At 39.9% G+C, this 20,900-nt stretch carries 18 protein-coding genes; 17 read left to right on the top strand and 1 reads right to left on the bottom strand.

The window, feature by feature from the left end; all coding sequences use genetic code 11:
- Positions 1–32: 32 nt before the first annotated feature.
- The 4 genes from LXM54_RS00505 (at position 33) to holA (ending at position 5,110) form a co-directional block, all read left to right on the top strand.
- Positions 33–626 (top strand): helix-hairpin-helix domain-containing protein, encoded by a 594-nt coding sequence (locus tag LXM54_RS00505; RefSeq protein WP_233313094.1) that lies wholly within the window; start codon positions 33–35, stop codon positions 624–626.
- Positions 627–713: 87 nt separating this feature from the next.
- Complete coding sequence (locus LXM54_RS00510) at positions 714–1,301, top strand: ComE operon protein 2 (RefSeq protein ID WP_233313095.1); 588 nt, start codon at positions 714–716, stop codon at positions 1,299–1,301.
- A 25-nt stretch (positions 1,302–1,326) separates the two neighbouring features.
- Positions 1,327–3,651, top strand: a complete 2,325-nt coding sequence (locus LXM54_RS00515; RefSeq protein WP_233313096.1) for a DNA internalization-related competence protein ComEC/Rec2 — start codon at positions 1,327–1,329, stop codon at positions 3,649–3,651.
- A 439-nt stretch (positions 3,652–4,090) separates the two neighbouring features.
- Positions 4,091–5,110, top strand: a complete 1,020-nt coding sequence (gene holA / locus LXM54_RS00520) for a DNA polymerase III subunit delta (protein WP_282581438.1) — start codon at positions 4,091–4,093, stop codon at positions 5,108–5,110.
- Between the two features lie 96 nt (positions 5,111–5,206).
- Here the strand turns inward: holA and rpsT are convergent, their stop codons facing one another.
- Positions 5,207–5,473: a 30S ribosomal protein S20 gene (gene rpsT / locus LXM54_RS00525; protein WP_233313098.1), complete on the bottom strand. Its 267-nt coding sequence runs from the start codon at positions 5,471–5,473 to the stop codon at positions 5,207–5,209.
- 262 nt (positions 5,474–5,735) lie between these two features.
- Here rpsT and gpr point away from each other — a divergent pair, with 262 nt between their 5' ends.
- From gpr to deoC, 13 genes are all read left to right on the top strand, one after another.
- Positions 5,736–6,857 carry a GPR endopeptidase gene (gene gpr / locus LXM54_RS00530; protein WP_233313099.1) on the top strand — a complete coding sequence of 374 codons (1,122 nt, stop codon included), beginning with the start codon at positions 5,736–5,738 and terminating at the stop codon, positions 6,855–6,857.
- A gap of 112 nt (positions 6,858–6,969) precedes the next feature.
- Complete coding sequence (gene spoIIP / locus LXM54_RS00535) at positions 6,970–8,151, top strand: stage II sporulation protein P (RefSeq protein WP_233313100.1); 1,182 nt, start codon at positions 6,970–6,972, stop codon at positions 8,149–8,151.
- 35 nt (positions 8,152–8,186) lie between these two features.
- On the top strand, positions 8,187–8,543 hold the full coding sequence (locus LXM54_RS00540) for a DUF3679 domain-containing protein (RefSeq protein ID WP_233314700.1): 357 nt from the start codon (positions 8,187–8,189) through the stop codon (positions 8,541–8,543).
- A 141-nt stretch (positions 8,544–8,684) separates the two neighbouring features.
- Positions 8,685–10,526: a translation elongation factor 4 gene (gene lepA, locus LXM54_RS00545; protein ID WP_233313101.1), complete on the top strand. Its 1,842-nt coding sequence runs from the start codon at positions 8,685–8,687 to the stop codon at positions 10,524–10,526.
- Positions 10,527–10,612: 86 nt separating this feature from the next.
- The gene (gene hemW / locus LXM54_RS00550) at positions 10,613–11,749 is read left to right on the top strand and encodes a radical SAM family heme chaperone HemW (RefSeq protein WP_233313102.1); all 1,137 of its coding nucleotides are present in this window, start codon (positions 10,613–10,615) and stop codon (positions 11,747–11,749) included.
- Positions 11,750–11,909: 160 nt separating this feature from the next.
- On the top strand, positions 11,910–12,938 hold the full coding sequence (gene hrcA / locus LXM54_RS00555; protein ID WP_233313103.1) for a heat-inducible transcriptional repressor HrcA: 1,029 nt from the start codon (positions 11,910–11,912) through the stop codon (positions 12,936–12,938).
- 176 nt (positions 12,939–13,114) lie between these two features.
- Complete coding sequence (gene grpE, locus LXM54_RS00560; RefSeq protein WP_411229262.1) at positions 13,115–13,714, top strand: nucleotide exchange factor GrpE; 600 nt, start codon at positions 13,115–13,117, stop codon at positions 13,712–13,714.
- 33 nt (positions 13,715–13,747) lie between these two features.
- The gene (dnaK, locus tag LXM54_RS00565) at positions 13,748–15,580 is read left to right on the top strand and encodes a molecular chaperone DnaK (protein WP_233313104.1); all 1,833 of its coding nucleotides are present in this window, start codon (positions 13,748–13,750) and stop codon (positions 15,578–15,580) included.
- 198 nt (positions 15,581–15,778) lie between these two features.
- Positions 15,779–16,900: a molecular chaperone DnaJ gene (gene dnaJ / locus LXM54_RS00570; RefSeq protein WP_233313105.1), complete on the top strand. Its 1,122-nt coding sequence runs from the start codon at positions 15,779–15,781 to the stop codon at positions 16,898–16,900.
- Between the two features lie 23 nt (positions 16,901–16,923).
- Positions 16,924–17,865 (top strand): 50S ribosomal protein L11 methyltransferase, encoded by a 942-nt coding sequence (prmA, locus tag LXM54_RS00575; RefSeq protein ID WP_233313106.1) that lies wholly within the window; start codon positions 16,924–16,926, stop codon positions 17,863–17,865.
- Between the two features lie 113 nt (positions 17,866–17,978).
- Positions 17,979–18,725 carry a 16S rRNA (uracil(1498)-N(3))-methyltransferase gene (locus tag LXM54_RS00580; RefSeq protein WP_233313107.1) on the top strand — a complete coding sequence of 249 codons (747 nt, stop codon included), beginning with the start codon at positions 17,979–17,981 and terminating at the stop codon, positions 18,723–18,725.
- Positions 18,726–18,736: 11 nt separating this feature from the next.
- Positions 18,737–20,089, top strand: a complete 1,353-nt coding sequence (mtaB, locus tag LXM54_RS00585; protein WP_233313108.1) for a tRNA (N(6)-L-threonylcarbamoyladenosine(37)-C(2))-methylthiotransferase MtaB — start codon at positions 18,737–18,739, stop codon at positions 20,087–20,089.
- A gap of 100 nt (positions 20,090–20,189) precedes the next feature.
- Positions 20,190–20,861, top strand: coding sequence for a deoxyribose-phosphate aldolase (deoC, locus tag LXM54_RS00590; protein ID WP_233314702.1), 672 nt, complete (start codon positions 20,190–20,192; stop codon positions 20,859–20,861).
- The last annotated feature ends 39 nt before the right edge of the window (positions 20,862–20,900 follow it).

Here is a 20,900-nt window from a genome sequence, read left to right on the forward strand (position 1 = left end):
ATAGAATATACCTGTAAAGGAGGATTAATGAAATGAAATGGATTACAGAACATAAACTTGTTCTGCTGCTTAGTGCAGCAATTATCGCACTGCTAGTATTTCACTTTATCACTTCAGCCAATAAGACAGAAAACTTAGGAATAGCAGCAAAGGAGTTGCCTGTATCAGATGTGGAGGATAAGGAGAAATCGGGGGATGAGACAGAAATTTTTGTCGATGTAAAGGGTGCTGTAAATAACCCAGGTCTGTATGAAGCGCAACTTGGGGAACGGGTGATGGATATTATTGCAAGGGCAAACGGGTTCGCGGAGAATGCAGAAAGTGATGCTGTAAATCTTGCAGAGCGATTGAAAGATGAAATGGTCGTTTACGTTCCGACAGAAGGGGAAGAGCAGCTTCACACTCCAGCTGGTGGGGGAAACGAGCAAGGCGGCTTGATAAACATCAATGAGGCGTCAGCCATGGAGTTAATGACATTGCCTGGGATCGGAGAAGCAAAGGCTGCAGCCATTATTGAATACAGAGAGCAAAATGGCGGCTTTAAGGAGAAGGAGGAATTAAAGGAAATAAGCGGCATTGGAGAAAAGACGTTGGAGAAGTTATTGGATTTAATAAGAGTGAACTAGTATGATAGGTGAAATTGACGCCATGGTTTCTTGCATATAAACTAATAAGGATACTTTTTAAACTTTTACTAGGAGTGAATGTATTAAATGGATAGATTATCATGGAATGAATATTTTATGGCACAGAGCGAATTGCTTGCCTTAAGAAGCACATGCACAAGGCTTGCTGTTGGTGCAACGATTGTAAGAGATAAGCGGATTATCGCCGGGGGCTATAATGGCAGCATTGCCGGAGGCGTGCACTGTATTGATGAAGGCTGTTATGTCATTGATCATCATTGTGTTCGCACCATTCACGCAGAAATGAATGCGATATTACAATGCGCTAAATTCGGTGTGGCGACATCCATGGCAGATATTTATGTTACGCATTTTCCGTGCCTGCAATGCTGTAAGGCAATTGTACAGGCTGGCATAAAAACTGTTTATTATGCTCATGACTATAAAAATCATCCATATGCGCTAGAGTTGTTTCAACAGGCAAATGTGCATGTTGAAAAGGTAGAAGCACAGCAGGTTATTTTTGATGAGAAGCATAAGGAAAAGAAACTGCTTGTAAAGCAATTGCTGAATCAGTTGAAAGAGAGCGGGGAAGACAGCGAGGGAATCGAGGAATTAGAAAAGCAAGCAGAAGAACTGTTCTCCATCATACCTACAGAAACTTCTTCTGTTTAAAGAAGAAGTTTCTCCCTAAATAATCATGAATTTTCTTTATAATAATATCCTCTATTTTGCCGTAGCCGCACTTCTGGCTGTTCTTTTAGCGAATTTCTCCTCTCTTATCTTCCTTCTTGCTTTAATTGTGTTCATATTCTTCCTGATTATTGTAAAGAAATGGACAATCCCCTTATTATTATTACTAGTTTTTATAGGTGCTATCTTTTTTTACAGGGCCCATTTAGATGTCAAAAATAATTTCTCCTCCTTAAAAAGTACCCAAACAAACTTTTCACTGACAATAATGGAAACAACTAAAATCGATGGTGACAAGTGGACAGCCGTTGCAAAAGACAATCAGTCTGATGAGAAGCTGCTGCTTCATTACCAATTAAACACTTTTCAAGAGAAGCTAGATGTTACGGAACAGTCTTTCCTTGGAAATACATGTGTGGTATCAGGGCAATTAGCGCAGCCGGCAGCAGCTGCCAATGAAGGAATGTTTGATTATCAGCTTTATTTAAAAAGGCAGTCCATTCATTGGGTATTACAAGTGAAGGATATCACCTCCTGCAAAGAGCTTAGCTTCGATTTGCTGTCTGCCATTAAAGTATTACGAGAGCAGGGAATCGCTTGGATTGAAGCCGTTTTTTCCGAAAATACGGCACCAGTTGCCATTGCTTTATTGTTTGGTGACAGGGATTATATAGCAAGTGCTATTCAAAACGCCTATCAAAAATTAGGGATTGTACATTTGCTGGCCATCTCAGGTTCTCATGTCCTGCTTTTGATTGGATTAGGTTATTATTTCCTGTTGAGAGTTGGTATGACGAAAGAGAGAAGCATCACGATAATATTGCTTATATTGCCTGCCTATACGGTTTTGACTGGTTTAAGTCCTTCTGTTATCCGAGCGGTCTCTACTGCCAGCCTAATGCTTCTCCAGAGGAGGTGGCGGCTATCGAGTTACTCCTCGATCGATTTGCTGAGTATCGCGTTCCTCGGTTATCTTTTTCTGTTTCCGAAAATTGTGACTGATATCGGCTTCCAATTGTCCTTTATCGTCAGCTTGTTTTTATTGCTGAGTACGTCTATTCTTAAAGGCGAAAAGCAGCCGGTGAAAATATATCTGCTTACTGCTTATTTTTGCGAGCTTTCTGTGCTGCCCTTTCTATTGAGTTATTTTTATGAGCTTCCTGCTTTGTCACTCTTTGCAAACCTTGTATATATCCCCCTTTTTTCGATTCTGCTCCCATACTTCATCCTTGTATTTTTTCTATCGTTCCTTTTACCTAAAGTCACCATAGCTTTTCTTTACCCCATAGACAAAATATGTCAGCTGTCAGACTGGCTTGTAACAAAAACAGCAGACATTCCCTATATTACGATTATTTTCGGTAAACCGAACAATCTTGAATTGATACTGTATTTTTGTTTCATACCAGTGTTTTTCTGCCTTTATGAAGCATTGCCCCATTTGAGAAAACGTGCATTTTTAATCCCCTTTTGCTTGCTCTTATTTCAATACACAGGAGAATTTTGGAGTAAATATGGGGAAGTTACTTTTATTAATGTTGGACAAGGAGATAGTATTCTTATTAATGAGCCGTTCAATAGGGGGACATATATAATTGATACAGGCGGTACAATGGAATATCAAAAAGAAGAATGGCAGGAAAGAGAGAATAGTTATGAGGTCGGTGAAGATACTCTAGTTCCGTACTTAAAAAGCAAAGGAATTACCAAAATTGACAAGCTAGTTCTTACCCATGGTGATATGGATCATATTGGCGGAAGTGTTGCGCTAATAAAGAGCATTCCAGTTAAACAGATTCTTATGCCTAAATCTAGTAACCAACCAAATGATAAGGAAAAGGAAATATGGGAGCTGGCAAGGCAGAAAAATATTCCTGTCTTTTTTGTAGGAGAGGGAGATGGCTGGACAAATGGAAATTCCGTTTTTCAAATTATTGCACCAGGTAGGAATACTGTGAACAGCAGTGGTGAGAACGATGGATCAATTGTCATTTCTGCACAAATTGGAGGGCTGTCATGGCTGTTTACAGGGGATATAGAAGAAAATGGGGAGGAAATGCTCCTTGCCGCACAATCCAATCTAGAAACAGATGTACTTAAAGTAGCCCATCATGGCAGCAAAACCTCCACTACAGAAGCATTTCTGGAAGAAGTGAATCCTGATATTGCCATTATCTCAGCAGGAAAAAACAACCGTTACGGCCATCCGGATAAGGGGGTGCTTAAACGTTTACAAGCAAAAAAGATAACTGTGTGGAGAACAGATGTGAATGGAACCATTTCTTTTAAATTTTCTCAAAAAAAAGGCACCTTTTTTTTGCAACAGCCATAACATATAACAAAACAGAGGAAATTAGCTGCAATAAATAGTGAATATCCCTAGGGCAATACTTACATTTCGATTACCATGCAAAAGCGGAAATTTTCCTGTTTTGGATTTGAGTTTCATATATAAAGCTATAGGTGAGTGTAAAAACTAACCTTAGTGTACCGGAGCATGTTAAGTATCCTAGGCCTTAATATGCTGCGTTCATTATAGATTGAAAGCGGGCAGCTGTTATAAAAGCGAATGCCTTCTTTGAAAAGCATCTTCCCAGTTTTTCAAAGAAGGCTGGAGCTTTTCGTAAAAACAGTTGTCCGCTTTTTAGTTTAACGCTTGTCAAAATAGAAATGCTTCTTTACGATATAATATAGATGCTAAAAACATGCTTGATATGTAATATCAGGCTGTCCTTGCAAGTAAAAGGACATGATCGGAGAGAAGAATTTTGATGCAAGAAATTTGGAAAAAAATTAAAAGGCAAGAATTTGCGCCTGTTTATTTAATGTATGGGCCGGAATCATTTCTAATAAATGAAACAAGAACATTATTGGTTCAAACAGCTTTAAATCCTGATGAAGAAGATTTTAACCTGTCTGTATACGACTTAGAGGAAGTCAGTATTGAACTGGCAATAGAAGATGCGGAAACAATTCCGTTTTTTGGAGACAGAAAGGTTGTTATTCTGCAGAACCCGTTTTTTCTAACAAGTGAAAAGACAAAATCGAAAGTGGAACATGATGTAAAGAGACTTGAAGCTTATTTAAAGGAGCCCTCTCCTTATACGATTGTTGTCTTTACAGGCAGTTATGAAAAGCTTGATGAGCGGAAGAAAATTACGAAAGAACTAAAAAAAACCGCAGAAATTTTAGAAGCTAAGAAATTAAATGAACAGGAATTAAAAAACTGGATGAAACAAAGAGCATCCTACAATAAAGTCGAACTGGACAATGATGCCCTTGAAGCTTTGCTCAGCATTGCTGGAACAAATTTGTTCCTTTTAACAAGTGAAGTAGATAAGATGGCGCTGTATGTACAGGATTCTAAATTGATTACCAAGGAAATAGTGGAAGAACTCGCTTCTAAATCATTGGAACAAAATATTTTTGCGCTTGTGGAAAAAATCATTAACAAACGAATTGATGAGGCATTAAGAATTTATTATGATTTATTGAAACAAAATGAAGAGCCGTTAAAAATGCTAGCAATTATCACAAACCAATTCCGACTTATTTATCAAGTTAAAGCACTATCGAAAACGGGTTACGGACAACAGCAAATTGCGTCTGTTTTAAAAGTTCACCCATTTCGTGTCAAGCTCGCTGCAGGCCAAGCTAACCGCTTTACTGATGAAGAGCTAACAAGGTGTATCAGCATGTTTGCTGAAGCCGACTACCAGATGAAGACGGGCGCTGCGAATAAAACAATGATTATTGAGATGATTCTATTTAAATTGGGACAGGCTAAATAAACCTAAAAAAACGCTGCCTTGATGGCAGCGTTTTTAATTTGCGGCAATAAAAAAGGCTACCGAATGGATAGCCAATTTTGTTTGTGCTTGTGCTTATTATGCGTTGATCGCGTTGTTTCTCTTAGCTAGACGAGATTTTTTACGAGCAGCAGCATTTTTATGGATAAGACCTTTAGCAGCAGCCTTGTCTAGGTTGCTAGCAGCTACTGCAAAGCTTTCGTTCGCAGCATTTTTATCTTCAGAAGCAATAGCAGCCTCAGCTTTTTTAACAGCAGTACGCATTGCTGATTTCACTGTAGTGTTTTGAGCGTTACGAGCATTGCTAGTTTTTACGCGTTTGATAGCAGATTTAATATTTGGCATTTACGTTCACCTCCTAAAAAGAAGCATCGAGAATCATATATAAACTCGATTTTTACATTCCTAAAAAACTTAAAGAACAAATGATATTTTATCAAACCGTTTCTAATAATGCAATACTATCCACTTAATTTGAACCGTTAACAGCTATTTTTTTGTTGTAACTGTTAAAAAACCTCCCTTTTCTGTCTGTTTCTCCATGAATTTTTTGGCTGCTGCACGGGCATGATAAGAATATATTACTTTCTATGAAGGGAGAAACTGTATGAGTGAACAGCTGGATTTAAGCAAGTATGCCGTCCGAACAGATTTGGCCATTGAAGCAACAGACATGGCGCTAGCACAGAAATCCCTTATTGAAACAGAACCAAATCAATCACAACTAGATGGTGTCATTATTAAAGAAAAAGAAGAAAAAGGGATAAAAGTTTCTTATGTGGAAGTGACGGAAAAAGGCGAGGAGCTGATTGGAAAGAAAAAAGGCAGATACTTAACTTTAGAAGTTCAAGGTATTCGCCAGCAGGATAGCAAGCTTCAAGCAGAAGTAGAAAAAGTGTTTGCTAAAGAGTTTTCTCAATTTCTTGTTACTAGCAATATTCCCGCTGATGCCTCCTGTCTTGTCGTTGGTTTAGGGAACTGGAATGTGACCCCTGATGCACTCGGTCCGCAAGTTTGCGAAAATATTCTTGTTACAAGGCATTTATTCGAATTGCAACCGCAAAATGTAGAAGAAGGCTACAGACCTGTCAGTGCACTTTCTCCTGGAGTCATGGGACTGACTGGAATTGAAACAAGTGACATTATTAGAGGAGTAGTGGAAAAGACAAATCCTGACTTTGTCCTCGTAATAGATGCACTTGCATCCAGAAGTATTGATAGAGTGAATTCTACTATTCAAATTTCTGATACAGGCATCCATCCTGGATCTGGTGTAGGAAATAAACGGAAAGAGCTAAGTGAAGATACATTAGGCAGGCCTGTAATAGCAATCGGCGTTCCGACAGTAGTTGATGCAGTTTCCATTACTAGTGACACGATAGATTATATCCTGAAGCATTTTGGCAAGGAGCTTAGAGAAGGAGACAGGCCGTCCAGAGCGCTTGCGCCTGCTGGTTTGAGCTTTGGGGAGAAAAGAGTGCTGACAGACGAAGATTTACCAGAGGAGCACCATCGGAAAACATTTTTAGGGATTATCGGCACACTGCCGGAAGAGGAGAAGCGCCGCCTTATTCATGAAGTTCTTTCGCCAATTGGCCATAATTTGATGGTCACGCCGAAAGAAGTCGATGTTTTTATTGAAGACATGTCCAATCTCATCGCAAGCGGACTGAATGCAGCACTGCACAGTGCAATCAATCAAGATAATGCCGGATTTAATACACATTAATAAGGAAAGCTTGTTCGTTTAATAGAGAAATCTAGCATTCCAATTTAAATTACTAGTTCTATCTCTCCTAGCATTTACATAGTTATTAATAGACTTGCTAGGAGAGGTGAATATGAAACCACTACGAAAAAAACCAGAAGTTTATATATGGAATGCTAATGCGCTGAACATCCTGCCAGTATTATTTATCCTTTTTATTTTAATTTTTATTTCAGTAATTGCTATTTCTTCTGTAAAGCAGGAAATGAATATGAGTTCAACCTTACTTGAGAAATCGCCTAGCGAAATAGATGGGAGCTTCTTTTTTTCTCTGCTTGGTGCAGAAAATCATCACTTTTTGTCCGTACTGTCAGAAGAACAGAAAAATACAAGCTTCAGCCAAGTGTTTATAAAACTAGCAACAAATATAAATTTGGATGATCCCCGCAGTTTATTAGGAAGAGAGCTTCCCGCCTTTTCCTTATATGACAGTGAAATACTAGTAGCTGGGGATGGAACCAATTATACGAACCTGCCTCTAGAATCAGCACCTCCTCAGCCATTTATTGAGGCTGGAAAAGAAGCGGCATTGCAGCGGACAGATGAAATTAAAAGACTGGAAGAGCAAGAGAAACAAAAACCTGCGGCCGCTCCTACAACTGGCGACAAGAAAATTGTCTATCTATACTTTTCCCATAACCGAGAATCATTTTTGCCGTACCTCAAAGGAGTCACAGATCCTAACTTAGCTCAGCATTCTAAAATTAACATTACAAAATTAGGGGATGTCATCAAGGAAGAACTGGAAATGAAGGGGATTGGCACAACAGTCGAAAAACAGGATATTCAAAAACTGCTAGATAAAAAAGGCTGGACTTATACTCAATCCTATCAAGGTTCAAGAGAAGTAGTAACAGCGGCGATGACTGACAATAAGGATTTAAGCTACCTAATAGATGTGCACCGTGATTCCCAGAGACGAAAAAACACAACGACGACAATAGACGGAAAAGATTATGCGAAAATCGCCTTCGTCATCGGCGGAAACAATAATAATTTTGAAAAAAATCAGCAGCTCGCTGAAGAGCTCCACTCTATTTTAAAGAAAAAATATAAATCTCTGTCTCGAGGAGTCATTCTAAAAAAAGGTGCTTATACAAACGGAAAATTTAATCAGGATTTATCAGAGAACAGCATGTTGGTCGAAATCGGCGGTGTTGATAATACATTTGAAGAATTAAATCGAACATCGAAGGCGTTAGCTGATGCTTTCAGTGAGTACTATTGGAAAGCAGAAAGTGTGAACGGCGGCTAAACTTGCGTTTTAGAAAGAGGTGTTAATACGTGAAGATGTTTACTTTGCGGGCAGTTGGGATTGCGCTATTAATGTTTGCGTGTGTGTTATTCGGCATGCAGCAGGCAAATGGGGGGATCCTAAGCTTGAAAGGATATGAAGATAAAAACTTTAACAGTGCACTATCAATCAGCAATGAGCAGGGCGGGTTAGAGGCGTCGATACTAGGGACGGATGTAACAAGCCATGATCTGCAAAAGAAGAAAGAGCAGATGGAGGAGATGAAAACCTTTAATCTTCTTTCAGGGATTGGGAAGGGCGTCGCTGACGGTGTTTCTTCCCTTGCGCAAAAAGGGGTTGATTTGGTGGGCGGTTTTATGAATAAGGGCCAAGACAGCGGTGAACAGCCATAATAGCAGGTGCGAAAAATCCATTGAATGCTGACAAAGTGTCTATGAATGCTTTTTCTTGCAGATAATTTCATTGAATCTTACCCATCACACTGCTATAATCAGAAATAGTGTATATGCGCGATTATTGTAGGAGTGAACTAGATGAACAGAGAAGAAATGCTTAAAAGACAATCAAAAATCCGTAATTTTTCCATCATCGCTCATATTGATCATGGAAAATCTACCTTAGCAGATAGAATATTAGAAAAGACAAATGCGCTGACAGCCCGTGAAATGAAGGACCAGCTCCTTGATTCGATGGATTTAGAAAGAGAGCGCGGAATTACAATCAAGCTGAATTCTGTCCAGCTTAAATATAAAGCAAAAGACGGTGAAATTTATACACTGCACTTGATTGACACACCGGGACATGTCGATTTCACCTATGAAGTATCCCGCAGTTTAGCAGCTTGTGAAGGAGCTGTGCTAGTTGTCGATGCTGCTCAAGGAATTGAAGCACAAACACTTGCGAATGTATATTTAGCAATTGACAATGACTTGGAGATCGTTCCTGTTATTAACAAAATTGATTTGCCAAGTGCAGATCCAGAACGTGTCCGCAATGAAATTGAAGATGTTATTGGATTAGACGCTTCTGAAGCAGTCCTAGCTTCTGCGAAAGCTGGTATTGGAATTGAAGATATCCTTGAACAAGTGGTTGAAAAGGTTCCTGCTCCTCAAGGAGATCCGGAAGCGCCGCTTAAAGCGCTTATTTTTGACAGCCTTTATGATGCTTATAGAGGTGTTGTTACTTATATTCGTGTAGTCGAAGGTACAGTTAAACCTGGGGATAAGATTAAAATGATGGCAACAGGCAAAGAGTTTGAAGTAATTGAGGTCGGTGTATTCACGCCAAAGGCTGTCAATACAGATCAGCTGTCTGTTGGTGATGTTGGATACCTTACAGCAGCAATTAAAAACGTTGGCGATACACGTGTCGGGGACACAATTACAAATGCGAAGAACGGAGCGGTAGAAGCGCTGCCTGGATACCGCAAGCTGAATCCGATGGTATATTGCGGATTGTATCCAATCGACAGTGCGAAATTCAATGACCTTCGCGAAGCATTAGAAAAATTAGAGCTGAACGATTCTGCCCTTCAATTTGAACCAGAGACGTCGCAGGCGTTAGGGTTTGGTTTCCGCTGTGGTTTCTTAGGACTTCTGCACATGGAAATTATCCAAGAGAGAATTGAAAGAGAGTTCAAAATCGATTTAATCACGACAGCTCCAAGTGTTATTTATGATGTAATTATGACAGACGGAACGGAATTGAAAGTGGATAACCCATCGGCAATGCCAGATCCGCAAAAAATTGATCATATTGAAGAACCGTATGTAAAAGCAACAATGATGGCGCCAAACGAATATGTCGGTGCAATCATGGAGCTTTGCCAGCTAAAACGCGGTGTGTTCATTGATATGCAATATATGGACGAGACGCGCGTTAAAATAATTTATGAAATTCCGCTGTCTGAAATTGTATATGATTTCTTTGACCAGCTGAAATCAAATACAAGAGGCTATGCATCCTTTGATTATGAGCTAATCGGCTACAAAACGTCGACGCTTGTAAAAATGGATATTCTCCTTAACGCAGAAAAAGTCGATGCATTAAGCTTTATTGTCCATAAGGACTTTGCTTATGAACGAGGAAAAATCATTGTTGAAAAGCTGAAGGAACTTATTCCGCGCCAACAGTTTGAAGTGCCTATCCAAGCTGCTGTCGGCCAAAAGATTGTTGCCCGTTCAACGATTAAAGCTATGCGTAAAAACGTATTGGCAAAATGTTATGGCGGTGACATTTCCCGTAAACGTAAATTGCTTGAAAAGCAAAAAGAAGGTAAGAAGCGGATGAAGCAAGTCGGTTCCGTAGAAGTACCGCAAGAGGCGTTCATGGCTGTACTGCGCATGGATGACAATAACACGACGAAAAATAATTAATGAGCTAAAATCGGGGTTAGGCTGCAGCTTTAGAGCAGTGCTAACCTCTTTTCTTATTTTTTGCAAAGAGAAAGGACTGTGACATATTGATTAAAGCAGCATATATCCATATCCCATTTTGTGAACATATATGTCATTATTGTGATTTTAATAAAGTGTTTTTAAAAGGCCAGCCTGTGGACGAATATTTGGATGCACTGGAACAGGAAATAAAGCTGACGGCAAGTAAAAATAATGCCCCGCTTAAAACCGTTTTTGTCGGAGGCGGAACACCAACAAGCCTTAATGCTAAGCAGCTGGAGAGGTTATGTGCGATTATCAGTGAAAATCTGCACTTAGCAGAAAATGCTGAATATACATTTGAGGCAAACCCTGGAGACTTGTCTCCAGATAAACTGAAAGCCTTGTATGAAGGTGGAGTCAACCGCTTGAGCTTCGGTGTGCAATCATTTAATGATGACCTATTGCAGAGGATAGGCAGAACGCACAGAGCTAAAGATGTCTTCACATCGGTAGAGGCTGCCAAAAAGATCGGGTTTGACAATATTAGCATCGATTTAATGTACAGTCTGCCAGGTCAGACATTAGACGATTTTGCCGCTACCTTAAAGCAGGCCTTTACTTTAGATATCCAGCATTTTTCTGGTTATTCGCTGATCATTGAGCCAAAGACAGTATTTTATAATCTTCTCCGCAAGGGCAAACTGCTTACACCTGGTGAAGATGCAGAAGCAAGCATGTACCGCCTGCTTATGGAGGAGATGGCACAGCATGGTTACAAGCAGTATGAAATTAGTAATTTCGCAAAAGAGGGCTATGAAAGCATCCATAACATAACGTATTGGAATAATGAAGAATATTACGGATTTGGTGCAGGAGCACATGGTTACGTTAATGGCTACCGCCGCTCTAACTTCGGCCCATTAAAAAAATACATGGAGCCTTTGGCTGCAGGAAGTCTGCCTCTTCTCGACAATCATCAGGTTACTTTAGCAGAAATGATGGAAGAGGAGCTGTTTTTAGGGCTGAGAAAAAACAGTGGCGTCAGTCTCGCTGTGTTTAAGGAAAAGTATAAGCAAGACATTGAGACGCTGTTTGCTGCTGAACTGGAGAAATTATTGGAAAGAGGATTAATTTCCATTGAGGATGGGAATTTAAAACTCACATATAATGGCCGTTTTTTAGGAAATGAAGTATTTCAATCTTTCATCGGAATTCTTTAACAATACCTCCTCCTAAAATAGGGGGAGGTTGTCTGTTTAATTAGGAAAGAATTTCTTTTGCGAAATAAAAACCAAATTATTGACACACTCCCCTTTTATTTGATAATTTATAAGTAGAATTAGCACTCGGTGCTAATGAGTGCTAACAGAGGTGATGAATGTGTTAACAGATCGTCAATTATTGATATTGCAAGTGATTATTGATGATTTTATAGCATCTGCTCAGCCGGTTGGTTCTAGAAGCTTGTCGAAAAAACCGGAAATATCCTTTAGCTCTGCCACGATTAGAAATGAAATGGCGGATTTGGAGGAATCGGGATATCTGGAAAAGACCCATTCTTCATCTGGACGAATTCCAAGCGAAAAGGGCTATCGATTTTATGTCGATCACTTATTATTGCCGCAAAAGCTTCGTAAAGAAGAGGTGTTAACACTGAATTCTGTTTTTGCTGAGAAGATTTATGAGTTGGAGAACATCGTCCAAAAATCAGCAAAAATACTCTCAGAGTTAACGAACTATACGACAATAGTGCTGGGGCCAGCTGTAAAGGAAAACAAACTGAAAAGAATTCAGATTGTGCCATTAAATGCCCAGACAGCCATTGCCATTATCATCACAGATACTGGGCATGTCGAAAATAAAATGTTTCATTTGCCGGAATCGACAGATGCAAACGAAATTGAAAAGCTTGTGAATATTCTTAATGAAAGGCTCGCAGGAGTCTCTCTTGAGAAGCTGCACAACAAAATATATAAGGAAGTTGCCACACTCTTAAAACGTCATATTAACCATTATGATTTGTTTTTGAATTCAATCTATGATGCTGTTAAAATCGACACACATGAGAAGCTTTTCTTCGGCGGCAAGACGAATATGCTGAGTCAGCCGGAATTTCATGATGTCAGCAAAATTCGCGATTTGCTCAATATGATTGAAAAAGAGGAAGGCATCCATGACTTAATCCGTAATAACACAACAGACATCAACATTAAGATTGGGACAGAAAACAATATTACCGCAATGGATAATTGCAGTGTTATTTCCGCTTCTTATGCATTAGGGGAAAAGCAGCTAGGGTCCATTGCCATATTGGGACCAACGAGAATGGAATATTCACGGGTAGTCAGCCTGCTAAATCTGATGGCGCATGATCTCACAAAAGTGTTGACAAAGCTGTATCAAAACTAGCAGCGAAGGATATAGTTAATATGTAGTAACTCCCTATTATCAGTGATAAACGGTAGTAGGGAAACCATTTAAAAAAAATGATAGTTATTGGAAGCTTTATATAAGTTGATTATGTATAATAGTTCACTGTGAAGACTATTTACAAAGATTTAATTCATTTGAGGGAGGTGAACAAGTTGGCAGAAGATAAAACAACAATGAATGAAGAGATTCAAGAGGACAATGCTGAAGAGAATACGGAAGCGGTCTTTGAAGAAGTTCAGCAAGATGAAACAACTGCTGATGCTCAAAACACAAACTCACTTGCTGAGGATCTCGAAGCAGCAAATGCTAAAATTGCTGAGCTAGAGGCGAAAATAGAGAGTGAAACAAACCGATATTTGCGTCTGCAAGCAGACTTTGATAATTCCCGCCGCAGAGCGAAGCTTGATATGGAAGCGGCGCAAACATATAGAGCACAAAGCCTAGTTTTGGATTTGCTACCAGCTATCGATAACTTTGAGAGAGCTTTGAAGGTAGAAGCAACAGAAGAACAAGCAAAAAGCCTATATACAGGCATGGAAATGGTTTACAGAGGATTGTTGGATGCACTTGAAAAAGAGGGTGTTGAAACAATCAAGTCTGTCGGAACTGAATTTGATCCTCATCTTCATCAAGCAGTAATGCAAGTAGAAGTGGAAGATACAGAACCTAATATTGTAGTAGAAGAGTTCCAAAAAGGCTACAAATTAAAAGACAGAGTAATCAGACCAGCCATGGTTAAGGTTAGCCAGTAAGGTCTACATAAATGAATTGGAGGGAATTTTTCCATGAGTAAAATTATTGGAATCGATTTAGGTACAACAAACTCATGTGTTGCTGTATTGGAAGGCGGAGAACCAAAAGTTATCCCGAATCCAGAAGGTAACCGCACTGCTCCATCCGTAGTTGCATTTAAAAATGGAGAGCGTCAAGTTGGGGAAGTGGCAAAGCGCCAATCTATTACAAACCCTAACACAATCATGTCCATCAAACGTCATATGGGGACAGACTATAAAGTGGAAGTTGAAGGCAAAAACTATTCACCTCAAGAAGTTTCTGCGATTATCCTTCAATACTTGAAAGGCTATGCAGAAGAGTATCTTGGTGAAAAGGTAACAAAAGCTGTTATCACAGTTCCTGCTTATTTCAACGATGCTGAGCGTCAAGCAACCAAAGATGCAGGTAAAATCGCTGGACTTGAAGTAGAGCGTATCATTAACGAGCCTACTGCAGCAGCACTTGCATATGGTCTAGACAAAACAGATGAAGATCAAACAATCCTAGTATACGATCTTGGTGGCGGTACTTTCGACGTTTCCATCCTTGAATTGGGTGACGGCGTATTCGAAGTTAAATCTACAGCTGGTGACAACCGTCTTGGCGGAGATGACTTTGACCAAGTAATCATTGACTATCTAGTAGATCAATTCAAAAAAGAAAACGGAATTGACTTAAGCAAGGATAAAATGGCGCTTCAACGTTTGAAAGACGCAGCAGAAAAAGCGAAAAAAGATTTGTCTGGTGTAGCATCTACACAAATTTCGCTTCCGTTCATCACTGCTGGTGAAGCTGGACCGCTTCACTTGGAAGTAACATTGTCCCGCGCTAAATTCGAAGAAATTTCTTCTGATCTAGTTGAACGCACGATGGGTCCTACTCGTCAAGCGTTGAAAGATGCTGGTTTAAGCGCTTCTGAAATCGATAAAGTAATTCTTGTCGGTGGTTCTACTCGTATTCCTGCTGTACAAGAAGCAATCAAAAAAGAAATCGGTAAAGAGCCGCATAAAGGCGTTAACCCTGATGAAGTAGTTGCAATGGGTGCAGCTATTCAAGGTGGAGTTATCACTGGTGATGTTAAAGACGTAGTTCTTCTTGACGTAACACCACTTTCATTGGGAATTGAGACAATGGGCGGCGTATTCACAAAGCTTATTGAACGCAATACAACAATTCCGACATCTAAATCACAAGTGTTCTCTACTGCTGCTGACAGCCAAACAGCTGTTGACATTCATGTTCTTCAAGGGGAGCGCCCAATGTCTGCAGATAACAAGACATTAGGTAGATTCCAATTGACTGACATTCCGCCAGCACCACGTGGAATTCCACAAATCGAAGTTAGCTTCGATATCGATAAAAACGGTATTGTGAATGTTCGTGCGAAAGATCTTGGAACAAACAAAGAGCAAACTATCACAATCAAGTCTTCAACAGGATTATCTGATGAAGAAATCGATAAAATGGTTAGAGAAGCAGAAGAAAACGCAGAAGCTGATAAAAAGCGCAAAGAAGAAGTAGAATTGCGCAATGAAGCTGACCAATTAGTGTTCACAACAGAAAAAACACTAAAAGACTTGGAAGGCAAAGTGGACGAAAGCGAAGTTGCAAAAGCGAACGAAGCGAAAGATGCGCTTAAAGAAGCAATCGAGAAAAACGAATTAGAAGAAATTCGTGCGAAAAAAGATGCGCTTCAAGAAATCGTTCAAAACCTTTCTGCAAAGCTTTATGAAGAAGCAGCTAAACAAGCACAAGCAGCACAAGGTGCTGAAGGTCAATCTGCTGGCAAAAACGATGATGCAGTTGATGCAGAATTCGAAGAGGTTAATGACGACAACAAATAAGCACTAATTTTCGAAAAGTCAAAGTCAGGTTATCCTTGGCTTTGGCTTTTTCTTTATGAGAGCTAATTTTTAGCGTTCCTTTCTAACCTATAAAAGTAAAGGCTTTTTTTAATCGTTTAGAATAAACTATTGTACATTAGAAATGCAAAATGATACAATATCATCTATGTGAAAAGAATCGGGGAGTGGCAATCATAAATGGATAAGCGAGATTACTACGAAGTCCTTGGAGTTGCAAAAACGGCTTCCAAGGATGAAATCAAAAAAGCATATCGTAAGCTGTCAAAAAAGTATCATCCGGATATTAATAAAGACCCGGGAGCAGATGATCAGTTTAAAGAAGTAAAAGAAGCGTATGAAGTACTTAGCGATGATCAAAAACGTGCCCATTATGATCAATTTGGCCACACAGATCCTAACCAAGGCTTTGGTGGTGGAGCTGGAGACTTCGGCGGCTTTGGCTTTGAAGATATTTTTAGCAGTTTCTTTGGCGGCGGCGGACGCCGACGTGATCCGAATGCACCAAGACAAGGAGCAGACCTGCAGTACACAATGACTCTGTCCTTTGAGGAAGCAGCTTTTGGAAAAGAAACAGAAATTGAAATTCCGCGTGAGGAAACTTGTGAAACATGCAGCGGAACAGGTGCTAAGCCTGGAACAAAACCTGTAACATGTAAACATTGCAGTGGTACAGGGCAATTGAATGTGGAGCAAAATACGCCATTCGGAAAAATTGTTAACAGAAGAACTTGTCAGCATTGTAATGGTACTGGTAAAGAAATTAAACATAAATGCGGAACATGCGGCGGAACAGGTAAAGTGAAAAAACGCCGTAAGATTAAAGTGAAAATTCCTGCTGGAATTGATGACGGTCAACAGCTTCGCGTCAGCGGCCAAGGGGAACCAGGCGTTAATGGCGGACCTGCAGGGGACTTATATGTGGTGTTCCATGTTAGAACACATGAGTTCTTTGAGCGTGATGGTGAGGACGTATACTGCGAAATGCCTATTACGTTTGCACAAGCAGCCCTTGGTGATGAAGTGGAAGTACCAACACTGCACGGTAAAGTGAAATTGAAAGTGCCGGCAGGAACACAGACAGGAACGAAATTCCGTCTAAAAGGTAAAGGTATTGCCAATGTGCGCGGCTACGGTACAGGGGATCAGCATGTTATTGTCCGCTTGATTACGCCGACAAAACTATCCGATAAACAGAAACAATTGCTGCAGGAATTTGCAGAGGTAACAGGAAATGCTCCTCAAGGGGAAGAAGAAGAAAGCTTTTTTTCAAAAGTTAAAAGAGCCTTTAAAGGTGAATAAAGATTGATTGGAGTTGGTAGAAAATGAAATGGTCTGAAATCACAATTCATACAACAAATGAAGCGATTGAACCTATTTCAAACATATTGCATGAAGCAGGTGCAAGCGGGGTGGTAATTGAAGATCCCTTCGATTTGATTAAAGAAAGAGAAGACCGTTTTGGCGAAATCTACCAACTCAATCCTGACGATTATCCAGAAGAAGGCGTATTGGTAAAAGCTTATCTTCCCATCAACAGCTTTTTGGGAGAAACGGTAGAGGAAATTAAAGAGGCAATCAATAATTTGATCCTTTTTAATATTGATATTGGTTTAAATAAAGTTTCCATTATGGAAGTGAATGAAGAAGAATGGGCAACAGCATGGAAGAAATATTACCATCCTGTTAAGATTTCGGAGAAATTCACTATTGTGCCAACTTGGGAAGATTATTCACCAGTTCACAGTGATGAACTAATCATTGAATTGGATCCAGGCATGGCATTTGGTACGGGGACACATCCAACGACTGTATTATGTATCCAGGCTTTGGAGAGAATAGTAAAAAAAGGGGATGCTGTCATTGATGTCGGCACAGGTTCAGGTGTTCTGAGCATTGCAGCAGCTATGCTTAAAGCTAAATCTGTTCTTGCCCTTGATTTAGACGAAGTGGCTGTTCAGTCAGCAAAACTTAATCTTAAACTGAACAAAGTGCATGAAACGGCTCATGTTCAGCAGAATAATTTGCTTGACGGTATCAGCGAGGAGGCAGACGTCATTGTGGCGAACATCCTTGCTGAGGTGATAGTCCGCTTTACGGATGATGTTTACCGTTTATTAAAACAGGATGGCTATTTTATCGCATCAGGAATCATTCTTCAGAAAAAAGAAGAAGTGAAAGCAGCGATCATAGCATCAGGTCTTGAAATTGTTGAAACGGTTCAAATGGAAGATTGGATCAGCATCACAGCGAAAAAAGGAAAGTAAGGTAAAAAAGAAGTTTGTTTGATACACTGCAAACTTCTTTTAGCATGCTTATAATGCTTAAGTAGTGCTTTGTCAAATTATTCCTGATTATATGTAAAGGCAGGTTTTATGCATTGCAACGTTATTTTGCGGAAAATGTAGAGGACACATTCCTAATAAAAGAAGATGACTTCCATCATATTACAAGGGTCATGCGCATGAAGCCTGATGAAGAAATCTATTGTGTCAATTCAAATCAGCAAACCGCCCGCTGTAAAATTGAAAATATTACCGAAAACGAAGTAGTGGCAAAGGTGATACAATGGGTAGAGGAAGACATTGAACTCCCTGTCAAGGTAACAATAGTAAGCGGCCTGCCAAAAGGGGATAAGCTAGAATGGATTATCCAAAAAGGCACAGAATTAGGTGCGCACGAGTTTATCCCTTTTATTGCATCTCGCTCGATTGTTAAATGGGACGCAAAAAAGTCCGATAAAAAAATCAGCCGCTGGAACAAGATTGCAAAAGAAGCGGCAGAACAGTCACACCGCGCTGCGATTCCCAATGTAATAGCCCCGGTTTCGCCAAAAGAGTTAATAAAGATGGCCGCTGATTATGATGTATTAATCATTGCCTATGAGGAAGAAGCTAAGGCTTTAGAATCAGCTAATCTAGCGAGAGCGCTTTCCTCTATGAAGAAGGGGCAGTCGATTCTTGCTGTATTTGGCCCAGAAGGCGGCCTTACAGATACGGAAGTCGAGCTTCTGACAGACAACGGCTTTATTGCCTGTGGACTCGGACCAAGAATATTAAGGACGGAAACAGCACCATTGTATTTGCTTTCCGCTGTTTCCTATCATTTTGAATTAATGAATGGATGAGGTGAAATATAATGCCAACAGTTGCTTTTCACACATTAGGTTGTAAAGTAAATCATTATGAAACAGAAGCTATATGGCAATTATTTAAAGAGCAAGGATACGAAAGAGTAGATTATGAGAACATGTCTGACGTTTATGTCATTAATACATGTACGGTTACAAACACAGGAGACAAAAAAAGTCGTCAAGTAATCAGACGGGCTGTTCGCAAAAATCCCGACGCAGTCATTTGTGTTACTGGTTGCTATGCGCAAACATCGCCGGCAGAAATCATGGCTATTCCTGGTGTAGATATCGTTGTTGGAACACAGGATCGTGTGAAAATGCTTGATTACATCACGCAATATAAAGAAGAACGCCAGCCGATTAATGCAGTCGGCAATATTATGAAAAACAGAGTGTATGAGGAATTAGACGTTCCAGCTTTCACGGACAGAACGAGAGCATCTTTGAAAATCCAAGAGGGCTGTAATAATTTCTGCACATTCTGTATCATCCCATGGGCTAGAGGTTTAATGCGCTCAAGAGATCCGCAGGAAGTAATCAGACAAGCTCAACAGCTTGTACATGCAGGCTATAAGGAGATTGTTCTTACAGGTATCCACACAGGCGGTTACGGCGAGGATATGAAAGACTATAATCTTGCAAGATTGCTTCGTGATTTAGAATCACAAGTAAAAGGATTAAAGAGACTTCGTATCTCTTCCATTGAAGCAAGCCAAATTACGGACGAGGTCATTGAGGTTCTTAATGATTCGAAAATAATTGTAAATCATCTTCATATTCCGATTCAATCCGGTTCTGATACTGTATTGAAGAGAATGAGAAGAAAGTATACAATGGAGTTCTTCGCAGAAAGAATCACTCGTCTTAAAGAGGCGCTTCCTGGTCTCGCTGTCACATCTGATGTAATTGTCGGCTTCCCAGGAGAGACAGAAGAAGAATTTATGGAAACTTACAACTTCATTAAAGAGCATAAGTTTTCTGAGCTTCATGTTTTCCCTTACTCAAAAAGAACGGGTACTCCTGCAGCTAGAATGGAAGACCAGATTGATGAAGATGTGAAAAACGAACGAGTTCATCGACTGATTGCCCTTTCAGACCAGCTTGCTAAAGAATATGCTTCTAATTACGAAGGCGAAGTCGTGGAAGTGATTCCAGAGGAAGTATATAAGGAATCTGGAAACGGCGATTTGTATGTCGGCTATACAGATAACTATCTGAAAGTAGTATTTCCGGCAACAGAAGAGATGGTTGGCCAAATCGTAAAAGTGAAAATTACTAAAGCAGGCTATCCAGTTAACGAAGGTCAATTCGTCCGATTATTGGAAGAATATACAGAAACAGAAAAAGCGATTGTATAATTAGCAGCAGTACAACAGTTTCAAAGAGTGGAAAAGCATCTGAAGCGATGCTTTTCTAATGACAAATATCATACATACCATGTAAAAGGAGCCATTAATGATGAGCAGCCAAATTGCAAAAATGATCGATCACACTTTATTGAAAGCAGACGCAACAAAAGAACAGGTTAAAACATTATGTGAGGAAGCAAAACAATACAGCTTTGCTTCAGTATGCGTAAACCCAACTTGGGTTCAATATGCTAGTGAGCTATTGGCAGGCACGGAAGTAAAAGTGTGCACTGTTATCGGTTTCCCATTAGGCGCAACTACTTCTGCAACAAAAGCGTTTGAAACAACGAATGCTATTGAAAATGGAGCAACGGAAGTTGATATGGTTATTAATATTGGTGCACTTAAAGACAAGAACTATGACCTTGTGAAAGAAGACATTAAAGCAGTAGTGGATGCAGCAAAAGGCAAAGCACTTACAAAGGTAATTATTGAAACTAGTCTGCTGACTGATGAAGAGAAAGAAAAAGCATGTGTTTTAGCAGTCGAAGCAGGAACTGACTTTGTGAAAACATCTACTGGATTTTCAACAGGTGGAGCAACGGTTGAAGATATTGCTCTTATGAGAAAAACAGTTGGACCAGATATCGGTGTTAAGGCTTCCGGTGGTGTAAGAAGCAGTGAAGATACGGAGAAAATGATTGCTGCTGGAGCTACTCGCATTGGCGCAAGTTCTGGTGTTGCGATTGTTAACGGACTAACAAGCAACAGCGACTACTAAGAAGAAGGATGGTACCCATTAGGGTCCATCCTTTTTTTA

The sequence above is a fragment of the Bacillus sp. Au-Bac7 genome, assembly GCF_021341655.1.
Lineage (GTDB): Bacteria > Bacillota > Bacilli > Bacillales > Cytobacillaceae > Niallia.

Bases quoted from the DNA above. Each gene is read 5' to 3' on its own strand.
- mtaB (WP_233313108.1), top strand. From the start codon at position 18,737: ATGCCAACAGTTGCTTTTCACACATTAGGTTGTAAAGTAAATCATTAT.
- LXM54_RS00510 (WP_233313095.1), top strand. From the start codon at position 714: ATGGATAGATTATCATGGAATGAATATTTTATGGCACAGAGCGAATTG.
- dnaK (WP_233313104.1), top strand. From the start codon at position 13,748: ATGAGTAAAATTATTGGAATCGATTTAGGTACAACAAACTCATGTGTT.
- spoIIP (WP_233313100.1), top strand. From the start codon at position 6,970: ATGAAACCACTACGAAAAAAACCAGAAGTTTATATATGGAATGCTAAT.
- deoC (WP_233314702.1), top strand. From the start codon at position 20,190: ATGAGCAGCCAAATTGCAAAAATGATCGATCACACTTTATTGAAAGCA.
- LXM54_RS00540 (WP_233314700.1), top strand. From the start codon at position 8,187: ATGTTTACTTTGCGGGCAGTTGGGATTGCGCTATTAATGTTTGCGTGT.
- gpr (WP_233313099.1), top strand. From the start codon at position 5,736: ATGAGTGAACAGCTGGATTTAAGCAAGTATGCCGTCCGAACAGATTTG.
- dnaJ (WP_233313105.1), top strand. From the start codon at position 15,779: ATGGATAAGCGAGATTACTACGAAGTCCTTGGAGTTGCAAAAACGGCT.
- LXM54_RS00505 (WP_233313094.1), top strand. From the start codon at position 33: ATGAAATGGATTACAGAACATAAACTTGTTCTGCTGCTTAGTGCAGCA.
- lepA (WP_233313101.1), top strand. From the start codon at position 8,685: ATGAACAGAGAAGAAATGCTTAAAAGACAATCAAAAATCCGTAATTTT.
- rpsT (WP_233313098.1), bottom strand. From the start codon at position 5,473: ATGCCAAATATTAAATCTGCTATCAAACGCGTAAAAACTAGCAATGCT.
- prmA (WP_233313106.1), top strand. From the start codon at position 16,924: ATGAAATGGTCTGAAATCACAATTCATACAACAAATGAAGCGATTGAA.
- LXM54_RS00515 (WP_233313096.1), top strand. From the start codon at position 1,327: ATGAATTTTCTTTATAATAATATCCTCTATTTTGCCGTAGCCGCACTT.
- holA (WP_282581438.1), top strand. From the start codon at position 4,091: ATGCAAGAAATTTGGAAAAAAATTAAAAGGCAAGAATTTGCGCCTGTT.